A 19,567-nucleotide genomic window follows, 5' to 3' on the forward strand; every position below is an offset into this window, starting at 1 on the left:
ATGACGCTCGAAGGCCGATCCGCAGCGCTCGAAGCGCTGGCGCAGGGACGCGGCGCGGTGGTCTGGCAGCGCCAGATCGCCGACGTCGAAACGCCGGTTTCGGCGGCGCTCAAGCTGATCGAGCCGGGCCGCGGCGACTGGGTTCTCGAATCGGTCGAAAGCGGCGAGACGCGCGGCCGCTACAGCCTGATCGGCCTCGACCCCGACCTGATGTTCGAGGTGACGGGCGACGCCGCGCGGATCAACCGCGAATGGCGCCATGACCGCACCGCCTTTCGCCCCGTCGCGGGCGGGGCGCTCCAGGCATTGCGCGACCTCGTCGCCGAATGCCGCTTCGCGGTGCCGGAGGGACTGCCCAAGGCGCTGGCGACGCTCGTCGGCTTCTTCGCCTATGAGACGATCGGCCTCGTCGAGCGGATTCCGCGCGCCGCCGGACCGGGGCTCGGCCTGCCCGACATGATCTTCGTGCGCCCGACGACGATCCTCGTCTTCGACCGGCTCGCCGACGAACTGTTCCTGATCGCGCCGATCTGGCCCGACGCGGACGGCGCCATCGACCGGATGATCGACGAGGCACAGGAGCGGATCGAGACGATCGCCGCGCGCCTCGCCAGTGCCAGCGCGCACGGCGCGCGCGCCGAAACCCGCATCGACCCGGCCACGATCGTCGCCACCCCCGCGACCGCGCCAGACGATTATGCGCGCATGGTGCGCGCCGCAAAGGCGTATATCGGCGCCGGCGACATCTTTCAGGTCGTGCTGTCGCAGAGCTTTTCGGCGCCGTTCGACCTGCCGCCCTTCGACCTCTATCGCGCGCTGCGGCGGGTGAACCCCTCCCCCTTCCTCTATTTCCTCGACCTGCCGGGTTTCGCGCTGATCGGCTCTTCGCCCGAGATTCTCGTCCGCGTGCGCGACGGAGAGGTCACGATCCGGCCGATCGCCGGCACCCGCCCGCGCGGCCGCACCAGCGCCGAGGATGCCGAGAATCGCGAATCGCTGCTCGCCGATCCCAAGGAGCGCGCCGAGCATCTGATGCTGCTCGACCTCGGCCGCAACGACGTCGGCCGCGCCGCGACCGGGGGCAGCGTGACCGTCACCGACAGCTATACGGTCGAATATTACAGCCACGTCATGCACATCGTGTCGAACGTCATCGGCCGCCTCGCGCCCGGCAAGGACGCGATCGACGCGCTGTTCGCGGGCTTTCCGGCGGGCACGGTCAGCGGCGCGCCGAAGGTCCGCGCCTGCCAGATCATCGCCGAACTCGAAACCCAGGCGCGCGGACCCTATGCGGGCGGCGTCGGCTATTTCGCGCCCGACGGCAATATGGACAGCTGCATCGTGCTGCGCACCGCGATCGTAAAGGACGGCGTCATGCACGCGCAGGCGGGCGCGGGAATCGTCGCCGACAGCGACCCCGCCTACGAACAGCGCGAGTGCGAGGCCAAGGCGGGCGCGCTGTTCGCTGCGGCGCGCGAGGCGGTGCGGATCGCGGGAACGCCGGGTTACGGGCAATGATCGCCGCTTCTCGAAGAGGGCTTAAATCCGGCACGCAAACGCGCTAGCGTCGTCGTCATGCTGAAATATCTCGCTCCGCTCGCCCTGCTGCTCAGCGGCATCGCCCCGACCCACGCCCAGACGGTCGAAGGTGCCGTCGAAGGCGATGCGATCCTCAAGGATTTCACCTTCGGCACGGGCGAAAAGCTGTCCGAGCTTCGGCTTCACTATACGACGCTCGGCAAGCCGCAGCGCGACGAACGGGGTCATGTCACCAATGCCGTGATGATCCTCCACGGCACCGGCGGGACCGGGAAGCAGTTCTTTCAGCCCCAGTTCGCCGACGAGCTTTTCGGCCCCGGCCAGCCGCTCGATACGAGCAGATATTATATCATCCTGCCCGACAATATCGGCCATGGCGGTTCGTCGAAGCCCAGCGACGGCCTGCGGATGAAATTTCCCCGCTACGACTATGACGACATGGTCGCCGCGCAGCACCGCATGCTCACCGAAAAGCTCGGCGTGACGAAGCTGAAGCTGATCCTCGGCACCTCGATGGGCTGCATGCACGCCTTCGTCTGGGGCGAGACGCATCCGGGTTTCGCCGAAAGGCTGGCACCCTTCGCGTGCCTGCCTGTCGAGATTGCCGGCGTGAACCGGATGTGGCGCGCGCTGTCGATCGACGCGATCAAGGCCGATCCGCTGTGGAAGGACGGCAACTACACCGATCCGCCGCTCGCGGGCCTGCGCACCGTGGCCTCGCTCATGCTGATCGCGGGCTCCAATCCCTATGCCTTGCAGGCTCAATATCCGACGCGCGCCGCGGCGGAGGCTTACAAGGATCAGGCGTTCGCGCGCACCTTCGCTCGCGGCGATGCGAATGACACGATCTATCAGCTTGATTCGTCGCGCAATTACAATCCGTGGTCGAACCTCGAAAAGATCACCGTGCCTATGCTGTGGATCAACTCCGCCGACGATTTCATCAACCAACCCGGCTACGGGATCACCGGAAAGGCGGCGGCACGCATGCCCGGCGCGACATTCGTCCTGATCCCGGCCAGCCCCGAAACGAAGGGTCACAGCACGCACAGCTGGGCGAAATTCTGGAAAGACGACCTCGTGAAGCTGATGGCGGAGTGATCGGCCGCCGGAAAGCTTCTATCCCTTCCCCTCGCCTCTCAAAAGCGATACGGCCCGCCGCCATGATCCTGGTCATCGACAATTACGACAGCTTCACCTTCAACCTCGTTCATTATCTGATCGAACTGGGGGCAGAGGTGCGCGTCGAACGCAACGATGCGCTCACTGCCGCCGAGGCACTGGCGAGCGGCGCCGAGGCGATCCTCATTTCCCCCGGCCCCTGTACCCCGAACGAAGCCGGGATCAGCCTCGATCTCGTCGCTGCCTGCGCCGATGCGACGCGACCGCTGCTCGGCGTGTGCCTCGGTCATCAGGCGATCGGCCAGCATTTCGGCGGCACGGTGCAGCGCGGTCACCTGATGCACGGCAAGACCTCGCCGGTGTGCCACGACGGCACCGGGCTGTTCGCCGGCCTGCCCTCGCCGCTCACCGCGACGCGCTATCACAGCCTCGAGGTAGTCGACATTCCCGCCGCGCTCGCGATCAATGCGACGAGCGACGACGGCGCGGTGATGGGCTTTCGCCATGTCGAACTGCCGATCCACGGCGTGCAGTTCCACCCCGAGAGCATCGCCACCGAGCACGGCCACGCGATGCTCGCCAATTTCATGCGGCTGGCGGGGCTGCCGGTCGCCGAGCGGCAGGCGGCATGAGCCGCTTCGGCCCCTTTCCCGACCCCGCCCGCTTCCTCGAACCCGACGAGGCGGCGCATGCCTTCGCAACGATGCTCGACGGCGGCGGCCGCGACGAGGACGTCGCGGATTTCCTCTCCGCGCTTTCGGATCGCGGCGAGACGATGATCGAGATCGCCGCCGCGGCGCAGGCGATGCGCGAACGGCTGATCCCGATCCGGGCGCCCGCGGGCGCGATCGACGTCTGCGGCACCGGCGGCGACGGCCACCACACGCTCAACGTCTCGACTGCGGTGTCGATCGTCGTCGCGGCGTGCGAGGTTCCCGTCGCAAAGCACGGGAATCGCGCCGCTTCCTCGAAATCCGGCGCGGCCGACACGCTCGAGGCGCTCGGCCTCGACATGGAGCGCGCCGGGCGGATGGCGGAGGCGCAGCTCGCCGACCTCGGCATCTGCTTCCTCTTCGCCGCCAACCATCATCCGGCGATGAAGCGCATCCAGCCGATCCGCCAGGCGCTGGCGCGGCGCACTATCTTCAACCTGATGGGGCCGCTCGCCAATCCGGCGCGCGTGACGCGCCAGCTCATCGGCATCGCGCGCCCCGCCTATGTTCCGGTCTATGCCGAAGCGCTGCACCGTCTCGGCACCGACCATTCGCGCGTCATTTCGGGCGACGAGGGGCTCGACGAGCTGTCGCTAGCGGGCGGTAACGAGGTGGCGGTGGTGACGCCCGACGGCGTGCAGATGCAGCGCAGCATTGCGGCCGATGCCGGTCTGCCCTCGCATCCGATCGCTGCGATCCGCGGCGGCGACGCCAGCTATAATGCGAGGGCCCTGCGCGACCTGCTGCGGGGCGAGCACGGCCCCTATCGCGACGCGGTGCTCTACAATGCCGCCGAGGCGCTTGTCGTCGCGGGCGCGGTCGACCGTCTCGTCGACGGGGTCGAGGAAGCCGCCGAAGCGATCGACAAGGGGCTTGCCAACGCGCTGCTCGATTGCTGGATCGCCTACCGATGAATGACGCCCAGCGCCCGGAAAAGCATTCCATATGAACAAATTGACCGAAATCCTCGCCACCAAGGCCGAAGAGGTCGCCGAGCGCCGCAAGAGCCGATCGGTGACGCAGCTTGATGCGATCGACGCGGGCGCGGTGCGTGGCTTCGCGGCGGCTCTCGAGGCGAAGATCGCGGCGGGCGGCTTCGGCCTGATCGCCGAAATCAAAAAAGCTTCGCCTTCCAAGGGCCTGATCCGCAAGGATTTCAATCCGGCGGACCATGCGCGCGCTTATGAAGCCGGCGGCGCGGCGTGCCTGTCGGTGCTCACCGACGCGCCGTGGTTCCAGGGGCATGAGGAATTTCTGATCGCCGCGCGCACCGCCTGCAACCTGCCGGTGCTGCGCAAGGATTTCATGATCGACCCGTGGCAGGTCGCCGAAGCGCGCTCGATCGGCGCCGACGCGATCCTGATCATCGTCGCCGCCCTCGACGACGGGCCGATGCGCGAGGTCGAGGCGGCCGCCCTCGAACGCGGCATGGACGTGCTGGTCGAAGTGCACGACGAGGCCGAGCTCGACCGCGCACTCACCCACCTCCGATCGCGCCTGATCGGCGTCAACAACCGCGATCTTCGTACCTTCGAGACCGACCTTGCCGTCACCGAACGGCTTGCGAAGCGCGTTCCACCGGGCACGTTGCTCGTCGGCGAAAGCGGCATCGCCGCCCATGCCGACTGCCAGCGCCTCGCCCGGAGCGGCGTCCATGCCTTTCTGGTCGGCGAAAGCCTGATGCGGCAGGCGGACGTGACTGCGGCGACCCGAACGTTACTGGAGGGCTGAGGACGTCCTAGGCTCAGGCCGTTCTGTCATCGCTTGACAAGTTCCGCTCTGTTCCACTATCGTTCTCCATATGTCCATTGACAGCATGGAGACCGAGAGATGTTGACCGCGAAGCAGCACGAACTGCTCCACTTCATCCAGCAGCGCCTCGACGCGAGCGGAATTTCACCCTCGTTCGAGGAGATGAAGGATGCGCTCGGGCTCAAGTCGAAATCGGGCATCCACCGGCTGATCAGCGCGCTTGAGGAGCGGGGTTTCCTGCGCCGCCTGCCCAATCGCGCCCGCGCGCTGGAAGTGCTCAAGCTGCCCGAGGCGGCGAAGGCGCCGGCGCGCGACACCGTCGTGCCGCTGCGCAAGCCGGCGCCGGCGTTGAAGCCGATCGCCGCCAACGACATCATCGAGGTTCCGCTGCACGGCCGCATCGCCGCCGGCGTGCCGATCGAGGCGTTCGAGGATCACAACCAGCTTTCGGTTCCCGCTGCGCTGCTCGGTGCGGGCGAGCATTATGCGCTCGAAGTGTCGGGCGATTCGATGGTCGAAGCGGGGATTCTCGACGGCGACTATGCGCTGATCCAGAAAGCGAACACCGCGCGCGAGGGCGATATCGTCGTCGCGCTCGTCGACGGACAGGATGCGACGCTCAAATATTTCCGCCGCGAAGGGCCGATGATCCGGCTCGATCCCGCGAACAGCGCCTATGAACCGCAGCGCTACGAGGCCGAGCGCGTCATCGTGCAGGGCCGCCTGTCGGGATTGCTTCGTCGTTACCACTGACCTGTTGCGGTCGCCGCCACGGATGCGCGTCGCCGGCGCGCAGCGCGGTGGCGACATGCGGTCGCTCGCCCAGATAGAGCGCAAGACCGCCGCTCGCTTCCAGACTGTCGCGGTCGATCGTCAGCCAGCGCCCGATGCATTCGCGTGGCAGCCAGCGGTCGCTGATCACCACGTCGGCCGCGGCGCAGGCGGCGGCCATGGCGCGGCCATCGATGCGGTCGCGGCCACGCGCGGCGAGGATGATGCGCCGTGTCGCGCCCTGCCCCTGCCGCCAGCGGCAGAAATCGGCGTTGCATTCGACATGGTCGAGATCGGCGAGCGCGGTGAAGGGGACGTCGATCCCTGCCGCTTCGGCCATCGAATCGCGGATATAGTCCCCCGCCCGCGCGCGTAGCAGCGCATAGCCGCCGCCGGGAACGGCCGCGGCGATGTGGCGTCCGTCGCCGGAGATCAGCAGGTCGGGACGCGGCTGCGCGAGCAGGATGGCGGCCCCCGCCAGCAGCGGCGCCACCCCGGCGAGCCGCCAGCGCGTCTGCCACAGCAGCAGCCACAGGCCGCCGAACAGCGCAAGCGCGAAACCGCCCGGCGGAAAGCTGGGCAGCGTCGCGACGGCTCCCGGCGCCGAAGCGACCCGGTGGGCGAGCGCGATCAGCAACCGCAGCGCCTGTTCGGCGACCCACCAGAAGGGCGCGCCGAGCCCGACGCCGTCGAACAGCAGCGCCAGCGCCTCCATCGGCATGATGACGAAGGTCGTCAGCGGGATCGCGACGATATTGGCGAGCGCGCCGTAAAGCCCCGCCTTGTGGAAATGGAACAGCGCGATCGGCGCCAGCGCGACCTCGACGACCAGCCCCGTCAGTAGCAATCCCGCCGCGGCGCGCAGCAGACGAAGCGCCGTGCCTTCGTCGCGCCGCGCCAGGAACGTGCGCATCCAGCGGCTTTCGTGCAATGCGATGATCGCCGTCACCGCGGCGAAGCTGAGCTGGAAGCTGGGTCCGGCGAGTGCTTCGGGGCGCCACAGCAGCACGAGCAGCGCACCCGCCGCGACGAGGCGCAGCGTGATCGCCTCGCGCCCCATCAGGAAGGCGGCGAGCACGAGCAGCGCCGCGATCAACGAACGCAGCGTCGGCACTTCCGCTCCGGCAAGCCAGGTATAGCCCGCCCCGGCCAGCGCCGCCGCGGCGGCGGCCAGCGGCAACACATGCCCCGCCAGCGCGAGGCGCCGGCTCAGCCCGAGCAGCCGCATCGCGAGCAGCATCACGAAACCGATCACCGCGGTCACGTGCAGGCCGCTGATCGACAGCAGGTGCGCAAGCCCGCTGCGGCGCATCGCCTCGTCATCCGTCTCGGCGATCGCGCCACGGTCGCCGGTGACGAGCGCCGCGGCGACACCGCCGGGCGATCCCGGCACCGCGGTGTGGATATGTGCGCTGAGCCGCGCGCGCAGCGGCTGGCGTCGCTCGCCCGCTCCGGGCGCGCGCGCGACCTCTCCCAGCACCGTCCCGACCGCACCGATGCCGTCGAACCAGGCGCGCTGGGCGAAGTCGTAGCCGCCGGGCAGGTTGGCCGCCGGCGGCGGCATCAGCCGCGCGCGCAGGCCGATCGACTCGCCGGGCGCGATCCCCGCCGCGCGCTCGCCGCTCAGCGTCAGCCGGACCCGCGGCGGCAGGTCGGCGCGCCCGTGCGGCCGCACGATCAGCCGCACCGTGCCGCGCGCCGGCAGCGGCTCGACGCTTTCGACCACTGCCGAAAATTCGGTCGTCGCCGGATAGGCGAGGACCGGCGCCGCGACCCACGCGGCACGCGCCCAGATCAGCAGCAGCCCCGCAGCCATCGTGGCGCAGGCGATCGCAAGGCTGCGCCCGGTCCGCCGCTGCCAGCCGATCAGCAAGCCGCCGCAGACGCCGCCGCAAAGAAGGAACAGCGCCCCGATCCAATGCGCGCGCGCCGGCGCCGCGAACCACAAGCCGATCCCCGCCGACAGCGCGACCGGCAGCCACAGTCCCAGCCGCTCGCGCTCGCGGTCGAGCCGGTCCTCCAGCCACGCGAAGGCGCGCCGCAACGCGGCGGCCGCGCTTTCCCCAATGGGCGTTTGAAGCCTCCTTGTCGCCATGCTAGGGGCTGCCCCGACATCGTCCCCGGTCCCCGCCCGGGGCCGCAAGGTGAGTGAAAGAGGCCAGAGTGGCAACCGAAAACAAGACCGATCCCGCCGAAGCGACCGGCGCCGACGTGGTGACGCGCTTCGCGCCCTCCCCGACCGGCTTCCTCCATATCGGCGGCGCGCGCACCGCGCTGTTCAACTGGCTGTTCGCGCGGCACCATGGCGGCAAGTTCCTGCTCCGCATCGAGGACACCGACCGCGCGCGGTCGACCGAGGCCGCGATCGACGCGATCCTCGACGGGATGCGCTGGCTCGACCTCGACTGGGACGGCGACGCCGTTTTCCAGTTCGCGCGCGCCGATCGCCATGCCGATGTCGCACAGGAGCTGCTCGCGAAGGGCGCGGCCTATCGCTGCTATCTGACGCAGGACGAGCTGGCCGCGATGCGCGCCGAGGCGCAGGAGAAGCGCGTCCCCTTCCGCGTCCGCAGCCCGTGGCGCGACCGCGACGACGGCGATCCCGCCGCGCCGCACGTCATCCGCCTCCGCGCGCCGCAGGACGGCGCGGCGACGATCCGCGACCGCGTCCAGGGCGAGGTCACCGTCCAGAATGCCGAGCTCGACGATTTCATCCTGCTGCGCAGCGACGGCACGCCGACCTATATGCTGAGCGTCGTCGTCGACGACAACGACATGGGCGTCACCCACGTCATCCGCGGCGACGACCATCTCAACAATGCCTTCCGCCAGCGGGCGCTGATCCACGCGATGGCCGAATCTCACGAGAATTGGCGCGAGCCGGTCTATGCGCATGTGCCGCTGATCCACGGCGCCGACGGCGCCAAGCTGTCGAAACGGCACGGCGCGCTGGGCGTCGATGCCTATCGCGACGAACTCGGCTACCTGCCCGAAGCGGTGAACAATTATCTGCTCCGTCTCGGCTGGGGACACGGCGATGCGGAGATCATCAGCCGCGAACAGGCGATCGAGTGGTTCGATCTCGCGCATGTCGGCCGCTCGCCGTCGCGCTTCGATTTCAAGAAGCTCGAGAATCTGAACGGCCATTATATCCGCGAGGCCGACGACGCGCGGCTCGCCGGCCTTGTCGCGCCGCGCGTCGAGCGGCGCATCGGGCGACCGCTGGACGATGCCGAGCACGCGGTGCTGGTGCGGGCGATGGATGCGCTCAAGCCGCGCGCCAAAACACTGGACGAGATCGCCGAAGGCGCGCTCTTCCTGTTCGAGACGCTGCCGCTGCAAGTGGACGAGAAGGCCGCGGGGCTGCTAAGAGATGCGCCCGAAGGCCTGCTCGCCGATGCCACCGAAAGGCTGCGCGCCCTGACCGGCTGGAACGCCGAAGATATCGAGGCGGCGGTCCGCGAGACGAGCGAGTCGGCCGGAGTCGGGCTCGGCAAGCTGGCCCAGCCGCTGCGTGCCGCGCTGACCGGACGGTCGGTATCGCCGGGAATTTTCGACGTCCTGCTGCTGCTGGGACGCGATGCGAGCCTGGCACGACTTGACGCAGCGCACAATTTTCCGGCAGGGGCGTAGCCGCAACGGCTCCCGCCCTTACAGATCAGGGGAAGAACAATGACCGACATCGCAAAAATCACCCTGGGCGACAAGACCGTCGAAGATCCGGTGCTGAAGGGCACGGTGGGTCCCGATGTCGTCGACATCCGCAAATTCTATGCCCAGACCGGCGCCTTCACCTATGATCCGGGCTTCACCTCGACCGCGAGCTGCGAATCGAAGATCACCTATATCGACGGCGACGAGGGCGTGCTGCTGCACCGCGGCTATGCGATCGGCGAGCTCGCCGAGCATTCGAGCTTCATGGAGGTCGCCTACCTGCTGCTCAACGGCGAACTGCCGACCGCCGGCGAACTGGAAAAGTTCGACAACACCATCACCCGCCACACGATGCTGCACGAACAGCTCGCGACCTTCTATCGCGGGTTCCGGCGCGACGCCCACCCGATGGCGATCATGTGCGGCGTCGTCGGCGCGCTGTCGGCCTTCTATCACGATTCGACCGAGATCCACGATCCGCACCAGCGCATGGTCGCCAGCCACCGGCTGATCGCGAAGATGCCGACGATCGCGGCGATGGCCTATAAATATGCGGTCGGCCAGCCCTTCGTCTATCCGCGCAACGACCTCGGCTACACCCACAATTTCCTGCGCATGACCTTCGGCGTCCCGGCCGAGGATTATGAGGTCGATCCGGCTGTGGTGCGCGCGCTCGACCGCATCTTCATTCTTCATGCCGACCACGAACAGAATGCTTCGACCTCGACCGTGCGCCTCGCCGGCTCGTCGGGCGCAAATCCCTTTGCCTGCATCGCGGCGGGCATCGCCTGCCTGTGGGGCCCCGCGCATGGCGGCGCCAACGAGGCCGCGCTCAACATGCTGCGCGAGATCGGCCGGCCCGAGCGCATCCCCGAATATATCGCGCGCGCGAAGGACAAGGACGATCCGTTCCGCCTGATGGGCTTCGGCCACCGCGTCTACAAGAACTACGACCCGCGCGCGACCGTGATGCAGAAGACGGTGCGCGAGGTGTTCGCGGCACTGAACGTCAGCGATCCGGTATTCGACGTTGCGTTGCAGCTCGAGGAAATGGCGCTTAGCGACGATTATTTCGTCGAGAAGAAGCTGTTCCCCAACGTCGATTTCTATTCGGGCGTGATCCTGTCGGCGATCGGTTTCCCGACGACGATGTTCACCGTGCTGTTCGCGCTCGCCCGCACCGTCGGCTGGGTCGCGCAGTGGAACGAGATGATCTCCGACCCCGCGCAGAAGATCGGCCGCCCGCGCCAGCTCTACACCGGCGCGACGCAGCGTCCCTATGTGTCGGTGGAGCAGCGCTGAGCCCATTCGGCGCTCAAGCTACCGCTGGGTTCCGCGTCCCCGCGAAGGCGGGGGCGCAAGCCATCGGCCCCCGCTCTGGTCCTAATCCCGCGCCGGCAGGCTCAGCGTGAAGCGCGCACCCTGCCCCGGCGCGCTGTCGATGGTCAGGTCGCCGCCCATCGCGCGCGCGAGACGGCGCGCGATGTAGAGGCCGAGCCCCGATCCGCCGCTGTCGGTGCGGCCGAGCCGCTCGAACTTCTCAAACACCATATCCTGTTGATCCGTCGCAATCCCCTGCCCCTGATCGGCAACGGTCACGGTCGCGCGGTCGCCCTCGCGATCGACGCGAATCCATATCTGCGAATTTTCAGGCGAATAGCGGATGGCGTTGCCGAGCAGGTTGAGGAGCACCTGCAGCACGCGGCGGAACTCGCCCCACGCGGGCGCCTTGTCGTCGAGGCGCGGCGCGTCGATGCGAATCCCCTTCTCTTCCGCCTTCATGCCGAGCAGCCCGACCGCACGGCGCGCGAGATCGCCGAGGTCGATCTCGTCGCGCGCCGCGCGAAAGCCCGGCCGCTCGATATTCTGGAGGTCGGCAAGGTCGTCGACGAGTCCGAGCAGGTGGCGCCCCGCATGCGCGATATCGCCGGCATAGCGGGCATAATCGGCGCGGATCGGACCGTCGAACTGCCCCGAAATCGTCTCGGCCGTCGCGATGATCCGGCTCAGCGGCCCGCGCAGCGCGCCGTCGATGCGGCGGCCGAACTGCGGGTCGGACAGCGGCAGCGATCCGAAGGCAGGATCGACGCGCGCCGGCGCGGCCGCATCCGCCGCCGCCCCTTCATCAGGCGTCGCGATACCGCGAAAGCCGGTGAAACGCCCGGTCGCATCGAACAGCGCTTCGCCCGACAAGTGCATCGCCAGCGGACCGTCCTCCCCCTCGACGCGCACCCGCTGGTCGGCGAACGGCGCCTGCCGTGCCAGCGCGCGCAGCACCGGAAAGCGACCATCGCCGTCGGGCTGCAACTCGAACAGTTCGGACAGCGAATGACCGGCCCAGCCGCCGGGGATCGCCGGGGCTTCGACACCTGCACGCAGGGCGACCATGCGCAGATGCTGATCGCACTCCCACGCCCACCCTTGCGGCTCGACCGCATCGGCGATCGCCGGCCCCTGCGGTTCGGCGGTCGGACGCGCTCGCCAGTCGCTGATTTCGAGGCTCGCACCGTCGGCATCGGGCAGGATGCGGACGAGCGCAAAAATGTCGCTGTGATCGTCGGCGGCGTGGAGCGGGCGGCTGACGTCGCGCTGCAGCCGTTGCGCGAGCGCGACCAGCCGCGCCAGATGCGGCAGCGCCAGCGGCCGGTTCAGTCCGCCGCCCGCGCGCTGCTGAAGGCGCAGCAGCGGCGCGTCGCCGCCGACCAGCGCGCCCGACCGGTCGACCCGGCCCCGGACGATCCGCTCGCTCATCCTTCCCCCTCCGGCGCCCCGGCAAGCGCCCGGGCGGGCACGCGCGCCAGCGATGCCTCGATCGGGGCGATCGCCCCGCGGTCGATACGCAGCGGCGCGAGCAGTGGTGGCAGGGCGGCGGCTTCCGCGCTCACCAGCGCCAGCGCCATCTCTCCATAGGGACGGCGATGCGCAGCGGCGGCAAGGCCGATCAGCGCGGGCCAGTCATGGCGCATCGCCGCGGCGGCGGCGGCATCGGACAGCGCCCCCTCCGCGACAAGCGCCGTGTGATAGGCGGCGGCGGCGGCGTCGATCCCGCTTTCGGATGCCTGACGCGCCGCGGCGGCGCAGGCCGCGTCATCGAGTTCGGCGACTGCGTTCGTATCCACTCCGGCGTGTGCCTGCCACTCCACGACGTCGTCCAACAGCGCGCGATAGATTTCGGGGTCGAGGTCCGCAACCGCGATGCAGGGATTGCCCAAGGCATCGAAGCGGCGCCGGTCGGCGATCGTCAGGTCGAGATAGGCCTTGTCAACCGGCGCAAGCGGTGCCTGCGGAGCGGCCGGGGGCGCATCCGCCGCGTCCGTGTCGCTCACGCCGTCGGCCGGTGAGGATGTGTCGCGATGCAGCGCCGGCAGCGCACGCCAGCGATGCTCTTCCGCGCGCGCGAAACAGGGCGCGGCGAGCCGTTCGGCGCCGGGCAGCCCTTGTACCAGCCAGTCATGCCACAGCGCTGCCGGATCGATTCGCACACCGAGCGCTGCGGCCGCCTCACCGACGAGCCGGCGCGCGATTCCGAGGGTCAGCGCGCGCTGTTCCTCGGTCAGCCGGTCGGTCAGCGGCGCCGCCAGATGCGCGGCAACATCGCCGAGACGCGCCGACAGCGTCGGCGACGGCAGGGCGATGCCGGAAAAGGCGGAAGAGTCACTCATGCGCCTGTCGCCATAGCAGCATGGCGTTAATGCGCCCTAAACCTTCCAGCGCTTTGGTTTAGCGGGGTTCCGGCCGGCGCGCGAGGCGCAGCCACAACAGGATCTGGAACAGCGCCAGCAACGGCAGGATCGCGAACATCAGCGGCGCGATGCCAAGGATCAGTGCGGGCGCCAGCAATATCCACGCCTCGTCGGTGTCGGGAAGCAGCCAGTGGAAGCGGCGCGTCTTTCCCGAATCTTCATAGAGCCAGCGCGCGAGCAGGATCGTCGCGGCGAGACAGGGCGCAAGCGCCGCCTCCGCGAAGCGCGGCATCAGACGATCGGGTCCGCCGAGCGACACCAGCCACGGATAGGCGCCCAGCAGCAGCCAGCCGAAGGTGCGGATCACGCCGCGCACCCGGTTCTGCGCCGCGCTTTCGGCGCGAAAGGCGGCAAGGAAACGCATCGCCGCCAGGCCGAGCCCGCCGAGAATCGCCACCAGCGCCCCCGCCGCCGCCAGCCCGCCGGCGGCAAGCAGCGCGACGGCGACCCACAGCAGCGCGGTTGCATAGGGCAGATAGCGCGCGGTGCGAGGCGAACGCACCAGCAGCGGCCCGGCCAGCCGCACCAGCGGCATCATGATCGCCGAGCGCCCGAGCCCCATGCCGCCATATTCGACCTGTTGCAGGCTCGATTGCTCGATCAGCGCCGCGGTGGGCCGGTCGGCGACGATCGCGATCTCCCCCTGTTCGAACAGCGCGGGTTCGCAATAGAGGCGGCGCGCACCCGACTGCACCGCGAGGCGCAGCAGCGTCAGCATCATGTCCCACTCGCCCGGCATTGAGGCGAGATCGGCGACCATCGCGTCCGAGATGCAAGCGAGCCCGCCCCAGCGCCGGGTCGCATCGATCCGCTCGAATCCCTGCGTCAGCATCGTGTCGCCGGTGACGAGAATCGCGGGCGCGCCCGGACGCGCGATCGCGGCATAATGGGTCCCGCCCGCGCGCAATCCGTCGGCGACCAGGATGATGCGGTCGTCGGGCTGGACGAGCGCCATCAGGTCGCCGGCCGCGCGGACCGGTGTGACCTTGAGTCCGCGGCGGCGGATGCGGTCGCAGGTCGCGAGCAGTTCGGCGGGCACCGCGCCCACCGCCACCGCGATATGGGTGACCCCGGCATCGGCGAGCCGCGCCGCCTGCCGCTCGATCAGCGTCTCGCCCGCGATCGCGACAAGCGCGCGCAGCCCCCCGTCGGGCAGCATTTCGCTGGCGCCGACGAGCGCGATCAGGGCCACCGGCACCCCCCAGGCTGGCAAAAGACCATCGTTCGCGAACCTTTAGGGGCCGACAGACGATTGGCAAGCAGCTTGTCCGCCGCCATGACGCCACGAAAAGGTGCGGAAGGGCGCCGGCTTCGGGCGATTTCGATCCTCTCCGCCTCTCACCCTGAACTTGATCGGCATATGCGCCCTTCAGACACGTAAGGCGTGTTCCCCGGCGAAAGCCGGGGTCCAGATGGCGCTGCCCCGCGTGGCCCCCGGCTTTCGCCGGGGAACGGTTACCTGTCCGAAAGGGATAATTGCCAACTTGGTTCAGGGGCCACGGCCTGCTCTCGAAACAGGCGCAACGCAGAAGGAGCGGCTCCGCCATGGATGCTGAAACGAGTTCAGCATGACGAAGCCGGAGAAGTGGCGTTTTGCCCGAAATCGCCCGCATGATCGCAAACCGGATACTCGCCAAAAAATCAGCCAGAATCGGGCCGAATCGCTGGCATTCTCTGGCTCCATAGGCTAGGCCGGAACCACCTCCCGAAAGAAGAAAAAAGGCCGGGTCTTGACCGAAGAAAATACGCCTGTTCCGCCGTCCGAGGACGGCATTTCGCCGATCAATATCGTCGACGAAATGAAGACCAGCTATCTCGATTACGCGATGAGCGTGATCGTCAGCCGCGCGCTGCCCGACGTGCGCGACGGGCTGAAGCCGGTGCATCGCCGCATCCTCTACGCGGCGCAGGAAGGCGGCTTCATTCCCGGCCGCCCTTACAAGAAATCGGCGAAGATCGTTGGCGACGTGATGGGCAATTACCACCCGCACGGCGACAGCGCGATCTATGACGCGCTCGCGCGGATGACGCAGGACTGGTCGATGCGCGTGCCGCTCATCGACGGCCAGGGCAATTTCGGGTCGATGGACCCCGATCCGCCGGCGTCGATGCGTTATACCGAGGCGCGCCTTGCCAAGGCGGCGATGTCGCTGCTGGGCGACCTCGACAAGGACACGGTTGACTTCCAGCCCAACTATGACGCGAGCCGCGAGGAGCCGCAGGTTCTGCCGGCGCGCTTCCCCAACCTGCTCGTCAACGGCGCGGGCGGCATCGCGGTCGGCATGGCGACCAACATCCCGCCGCACAATCTGGGCGAAGTGGTCGATGCCTGCCTGGCGATGATCGACCGCCAGCTTGAGGGCAGGACGCCGCTGTCGACCGAGGAACTGATGCAGATCGTCCCCGGTCCCGATTTCCCGACCGGCGCGATGATCCTGGGTCAGGGCGGCGCGCGCAACGCCTATGCGACCGGGCGCGGCTCGATCATGATGCGCGCGACGCACGAGATCGAGGAAAGCCGCGGGCGCGGCGAAGGGCGCCGGTCGATCGTCCTGACCTCGATCCCCTTTCAGGTCGGCAAGTCGGGGCTGGTCGAGAAGATCGCAGAGGCGGCGCGCGACAAGCGGATCGAGGGCGTCGCCGATATCCGCGACGAATCGAACCGCGACGGCGTGCGTGTCGTCATCGACCTGAAACGCGACGCGACCCCCGACGTGGTGCTCAACCAGCTCTGGCGGCATACCCCGGCGCAATCGAGCTTCCCCGCCAACATGCTCGCGATCCGCGGCGGCCGCCCGGAGATGCTGGGGCTGAAGGACATATTGACCTCCTTCATCGCCTTCCGCGAAGAGGTCATCACCCGCCGCTGCAAGTTCGAGCTCGCCAAAGCGCGCGACCGGGCGCACATCTTGCTCGGGCTCGTCGTCGCGGTGTCGAATCTCGACGAGGTCGTCCGCATCATCCGCGGCTCGCCGTCGCCCGCCGCGGCGCGCGAGGCGCTGCTGCTGCGCGAATGGCCGATCGGCGAGATCGCGCCCTATATCCGCCTTGTCGAGGCGATCGAGGGCGAGATGGAGGCCACCGCCACCTATCGCCTGTCGGAAATCCAGGTGAAAGCGATCCTCGACCTGCGCCTGCACCGGCTGACCGCGCTCGGCCGCGACGAGATCGGCAACGAACTCAAGGAGCTGGCGAGCGAGATTGAGGAACTGCTTTCGATCCTCGCCGACCGCGTCAAGCTCTATGGCGTGATGCGCGAGGAGCTGGTGCAGGTGCGCGCGGAGTTTGCGACGCCGCGCCGGACGCTGATGGCCCCCGCGGCCGACGGTATCGACGACGAGGATCTGATCGAGCGCGAGGAGATGGTCGTCACCGTCACCCTCGACGGCTATATCAAGCGCACCCCGCTCGACACCTTCCGCGCCCAGCGTCGCGGCGGCAAGGGCCGCGCCGGCATGGCGACGAAGGACGAGGATGTCGTCACCGAATTGTTCGTCACCTCGACGCACACGCCGGTGCTCTTCTTCTCGACACTCGGCAAGGTCTATCGGCTCAAGGTGTGGCGCCTGCCCGAGGGCGGGCCGGCGACGCGCGGGCGGCCGATGATCAACCTGCTGCCGCTGGCGCAGGGCGAGACGATCTCGACCGTCCTGCCGCTGCCCGAGGACGAGGCCGAATGGGGCGCGCTGCACGTCATGTTCGCGACCGCGAAGGGCAGCGTGCGCCGCAACAGCATGGACGCCTTCACCAACGTGCCGTCGAACGGCAAGATCGCGATGAAGTTCGAGGGCGAGGACGAGGACGACCGGCTGATCGGCGTCGCGCTGCTGGGCGATAACGACGACGTGCTGCTCGCGACGCGGCAGGGCAAGGCGATCCGCTTCGCCGGCGACGAGGTCCGCGCCTTCCAGAGCCGCAATTCGACCGGCGTGCGCGGCATGAAGCTGGGCAAGGACGACGAGGTCATCTCGCTGTCGATCCTCCATCGCGGCGGAATGCGCGATCAGGACGAGCGCGAGGATTATCTGCGCTTCGCCCCGTGGAAGGCCGAAAAGGAAGGGTCGCCCCAGATGAGCGAGGAGCGCTTCGCCGAACTGGCAGGACGCGAGCAGTTCATCCTGACCGTCTGCGCGGGCGGCTATGGCAAGCTGTCGTCGGCCTATGAATATCGCCGCACCGGCCGCGGCGGCCAGGGCATCACCAACATCGACAACATCCGCCGCAACGGGCTGGTCGTCGCGAGCTTCCCCGCGACGCAGGCGCATCAGCTGATGCTCGTCACCGATCAGGCGAAGCTGATCCGCATGGGCCTCGACAGCCTGCGCGTCATCGGCCGCGGCTCGGCCGGCGTGCGCCTGTTCGACGTGGCCGAGGGCGAACAGGTCGTCTCGGCCGCGCTGATCGAGGACAGCGACGAGGAGGAGGCGGTCGAAACCGCCGAAGCCGAAACCGCGACGGAGGCGCCCTCGGAATGAGCGCCGCGACGGCCTTCAAGGTGCTGACCGCACAGCAATGGGCCGATTTCGAGCGCGAGCATGTATTCCGGGGGGCGCCGGTCGATATCGCCGACGGCTATATCCACCTGTCGACCGCCGAACAGCTCGACGAAACGCTGGCGAAGCATTTCGCCGGCCAGACCGACCTGCGCATCGCCGAAATCGACCTGACCCGGTTCGGCGATGCGGTGCGATGGGAGGAATCGCGCGGCGGCGCGCTCTTCCCGCACCTCTATGCCGAACTGCCGATGCACGCGGTGGTGGGAGTACGGACGCGCGATTGACGGGCGATCCCTTCGGGATGGAGAATGGACCCTGAAACAGCTTCAGGTTGACGACGGCTGGAATATCCGTCTCGGGCCGGATGCACTCGATTGACCCCACGCCCCGATTGGCGCAGCATCCCGCCATGACGCTCACCATCACCCCCAGCGGTCAGGCGTGCGGCGCGCGCGTGACGGGCGTGGAACTGACGCAGCCGCTCGCGCCCGCCACCGTCGCCGAAATCCGCGCCGCATGGCTCGACCATCACGTCCTCGCCTTCCCCGACCAGCGGATGAGCGACGACGATCTCGAACGCTTCACCGCGTCTTTCGGCGGCTTCGGCGACGATCCCTTCATCAAGCCGATCCCCGGCCGTGCGCACATCATCGCGGTGAAACGGCGCGCCGACGAGACCGCGCCGCTGTTCGCCGAAAACTGGCACAGCGACTGGAGTTTCCAGGCGCAGCCGCCCGCGGGCACCTGCCTGTTCGGCATCGCCATCCCACCGGTCGGCGGCAACACCGAATTTTCCAACCAGCATGCCGCGCTCGACGCCATGCCCGACGGCCTGCGCCGGCGCATCAAGGGCCGCAATGCGATCCACAGCGCGCGCGGCGGCTATGCCCCCTCGGGCATGTATGGCGCGCGCGACGCCGGGCGCAGCATGGACATCCGCTCGGGCGAGGAAGCGATGGCGACGCAGCGTCACCCCTTCATCCGCGCGCACCCCGAAACCGGCCGCGAAGGCCTGTTCGGCTGCGCGGGCTATATCATCGGCGTCGAGGGGATGGACGATGCCGAGGCGCAGCCCCTGCTCTACGAATTGCTGCAATGGCAGGGGCGCGAGGAGTTCCGCTACAGCCACGCCTGGGAACCCGACATGCTGCTGATGTGGGACAACCGCTCGGTCCTCCACCGCGCGACCGGCGGTTATGACGGTCACGACCGGCTGCTTCACCGCACGACGATCGCGGCGTGGGACGGATAGGGAAACCAGATCGACAGGCGAGGCGTTGGTCGGGCAGGAAGGAAGCCATCATGACGATTGCCCATAACACCCTCGTTCTCGTTGCCGACGGCCGCAAGGCGCTGATCCTGCGCAACCATGGCGACGAGCAGCGGATCGACCTGCGCACCGAAACGCACCGCGAGCGCGAGGATCGCAAGGACAGCGACATCAAGACCGCGCCCGCCGGCCAGTCGCCCGCCCCGGCCGGAACCGGCCTGCCCGGCGGCACGATGGAGGAACCCGATTTCCACCAGCAGGAAGAGGACCGCTTCGCGCGCGATCTTACCGAAAGGATCAACGCGATGGCGCTGGCGGGCGAATTGGACGCGCTCGTCGTCGTGGCCCAGGCGCGCACCATGGGGGTGCTGCGGCCGCTCTGGCACAAGGAGGTCGCCGCGCGCATCGTCGGCGAGCATGTCAAGGAGATGACCGACCGCCCGACCCCCGATATCGAGGCGCTGCTAATGAACGATCCCGCCCCACCCGCCTGACGGTCAAAGGGCG

General features: G+C 68.5%; 16 protein-coding genes. 12 read left to right on the forward strand and 4 right to left on the reverse strand.

Annotation, left to right across the window (positions count from 1 at the left end; genetic code table 11):
- From trpE to lexA, 6 genes are all read left to right on the forward strand, one after another.
- Complete coding sequence (gene trpE, locus SGR02S_RS05425; RefSeq protein WP_067106463.1) at window positions 1–1,518, forward strand: anthranilate synthase component I; 1,518 nt, start codon at window positions 1–3, stop codon at window positions 1,516–1,518.
- 57 nt (window positions 1,519–1,575) lie between these two features.
- Window positions 1,576–2,640: an alpha/beta fold hydrolase gene (locus SGR02S_RS05430; RefSeq protein WP_067106464.1), complete on the forward strand. Its 1,065-nt coding sequence runs from the start codon at window positions 1,576–1,578 to the stop codon at window positions 2,638–2,640.
- A gap of 62 nt (window positions 2,641–2,702) precedes the next feature.
- Window positions 2,703–3,293 carry an anthranilate synthase component II gene (locus SGR02S_RS05435; RefSeq protein ID WP_067106465.1) on the forward strand — a complete coding sequence of 197 codons (591 nt, stop codon included), beginning with the start codon at window positions 2,703–2,705 and terminating at the stop codon, window positions 3,291–3,293.
- Entirely contained in the window at window positions 3,290–4,288 is a 999-nt protein-coding gene (trpD, locus tag SGR02S_RS05440; RefSeq protein WP_067106466.1) for an anthranilate phosphoribosyltransferase, read from the forward strand. Before SGR02S_RS05435 ends, trpD begins: the two co-directional genes overlap by 4 nt.
- A gap of 31 nt (window positions 4,289–4,319) precedes the next feature.
- Window positions 4,320–5,105 (forward strand): indole-3-glycerol phosphate synthase TrpC, encoded by a 786-nt coding sequence (gene trpC / locus SGR02S_RS05445; protein ID WP_067106467.1) that lies wholly within the window; start codon window positions 4,320–4,322, stop codon window positions 5,103–5,105.
- Window positions 5,106–5,204: 99 nt separating this feature from the next.
- Entirely contained in the window at window positions 5,205–5,879 is a 675-nt protein-coding gene (lexA, locus tag SGR02S_RS05450) for a transcriptional repressor LexA (protein WP_067106468.1), read from the forward strand.
- Here the strand turns inward: lexA and SGR02S_RS05455 are convergent.
- Window positions 5,833–7,941: a ComEC/Rec2 family competence protein gene (locus SGR02S_RS05455; protein WP_255211395.1), complete on the reverse strand. Its 2,109-nt coding sequence runs from the start codon at window positions 7,939–7,941 to the stop codon at window positions 5,833–5,835. The two genes, lexA and SGR02S_RS05455, sit on opposite strands and share 47 nt — an antisense overlap.
- A 119-nt stretch (window positions 7,942–8,060) precedes the next feature.
- Between SGR02S_RS05455 and gltX the strand changes: the two genes are divergently transcribed.
- Both gltX and SGR02S_RS05465 read left to right on the forward strand, forming a co-directional pair.
- Window positions 8,061–9,530 (forward strand): glutamate--tRNA ligase, encoded by a 1,470-nt coding sequence (gltX, locus tag SGR02S_RS05460; protein ID WP_067106470.1) that lies wholly within the window; start codon window positions 8,061–8,063, stop codon window positions 9,528–9,530.
- Window positions 9,531–9,569: 39 nt separating this feature from the next.
- Complete coding sequence (locus SGR02S_RS05465) at window positions 9,570–10,853, forward strand: citrate synthase (RefSeq protein WP_067106471.1); 1,284 nt, start codon at window positions 9,570–9,572, stop codon at window positions 10,851–10,853.
- An 81-nt stretch (window positions 10,854–10,934) separates the two neighbouring features.
- Here the strand turns inward: SGR02S_RS05465 and SGR02S_RS05470 are convergent, their stop codons facing one another.
- Genes SGR02S_RS05470 through SGR02S_RS05480 form a run of 3 tightly spaced genes read right to left on the reverse strand, consistent with a single transcriptional unit; the run spans window position 10,935 to window position 14,486 of the window.
- The gene (locus tag SGR02S_RS05470; protein ID WP_067106472.1) at window positions 10,935–12,302 is read right to left on the reverse strand and encodes a sensor histidine kinase; all 1,368 of its coding nucleotides are present in this window, start codon (window positions 12,300–12,302) and stop codon (window positions 10,935–10,937) included.
- Window positions 12,299–13,213 (reverse strand): hypothetical protein, encoded by a 915-nt coding sequence (locus SGR02S_RS05475; protein WP_067106473.1) that lies wholly within the window; start codon window positions 13,211–13,213, stop codon window positions 12,299–12,301. Before SGR02S_RS05475 ends, SGR02S_RS05470 begins: the two co-directional genes overlap by 4 nt.
- Before the next feature lie 58 nt (window positions 13,214–13,271).
- A complete protein-coding gene (locus SGR02S_RS05480) occupies window positions 13,272–14,486 on the reverse strand; it encodes a hypothetical protein (RefSeq protein WP_067106474.1) in 1,215 nt (404 codons plus the stop codon).
- Window positions 14,487–15,024: 538 nt separating this feature from the next.
- Between SGR02S_RS05480 and gyrA the strand changes: the two genes are divergently transcribed.
- The 4 genes from gyrA (at window position 15,025) to SGR02S_RS05500 (ending at window position 19,554) form a co-directional block, all read left to right on the forward strand.
- Entirely contained in the window at window positions 15,025–17,769 is a 2,745-nt protein-coding gene (gene gyrA / locus SGR02S_RS05485; protein ID WP_067106475.1) for a DNA gyrase subunit A, read from the forward strand.
- Window positions 17,766–18,074, forward strand: coding sequence for a DUF952 domain-containing protein (locus SGR02S_RS05490; RefSeq protein ID WP_067106476.1), 309 nt, complete (start codon window positions 17,766–17,768; stop codon window positions 18,072–18,074). Before gyrA ends, SGR02S_RS05490 begins: the two co-directional genes overlap by 4 nt.
- Window positions 18,075–18,199: 125 nt before the next feature.
- Window positions 18,200–19,042 (forward strand): TauD/TfdA dioxygenase family protein, encoded by an 843-nt coding sequence (locus SGR02S_RS05495; RefSeq protein WP_067106530.1) that lies wholly within the window; start codon window positions 18,200–18,202, stop codon window positions 19,040–19,042.
- Between the two features lie 50 nt (window positions 19,043–19,092).
- A complete protein-coding gene (locus tag SGR02S_RS05500; protein ID WP_067106478.1) occupies window positions 19,093–19,554 on the forward strand; it encodes a host attachment family protein in 462 nt (153 codons plus the stop codon).
- Window positions 19,555–19,567 lie beyond the last annotated feature (13 nt).

Source organism: Sphingopyxis granuli NBRC 100800 (assembly GCF_001591045.1).
In the GTDB taxonomy this organism is placed as follows: Bacteria; Pseudomonadota; Alphaproteobacteria; order Sphingomonadales; family Sphingomonadaceae; genus Sphingopyxis; species Sphingopyxis granuli.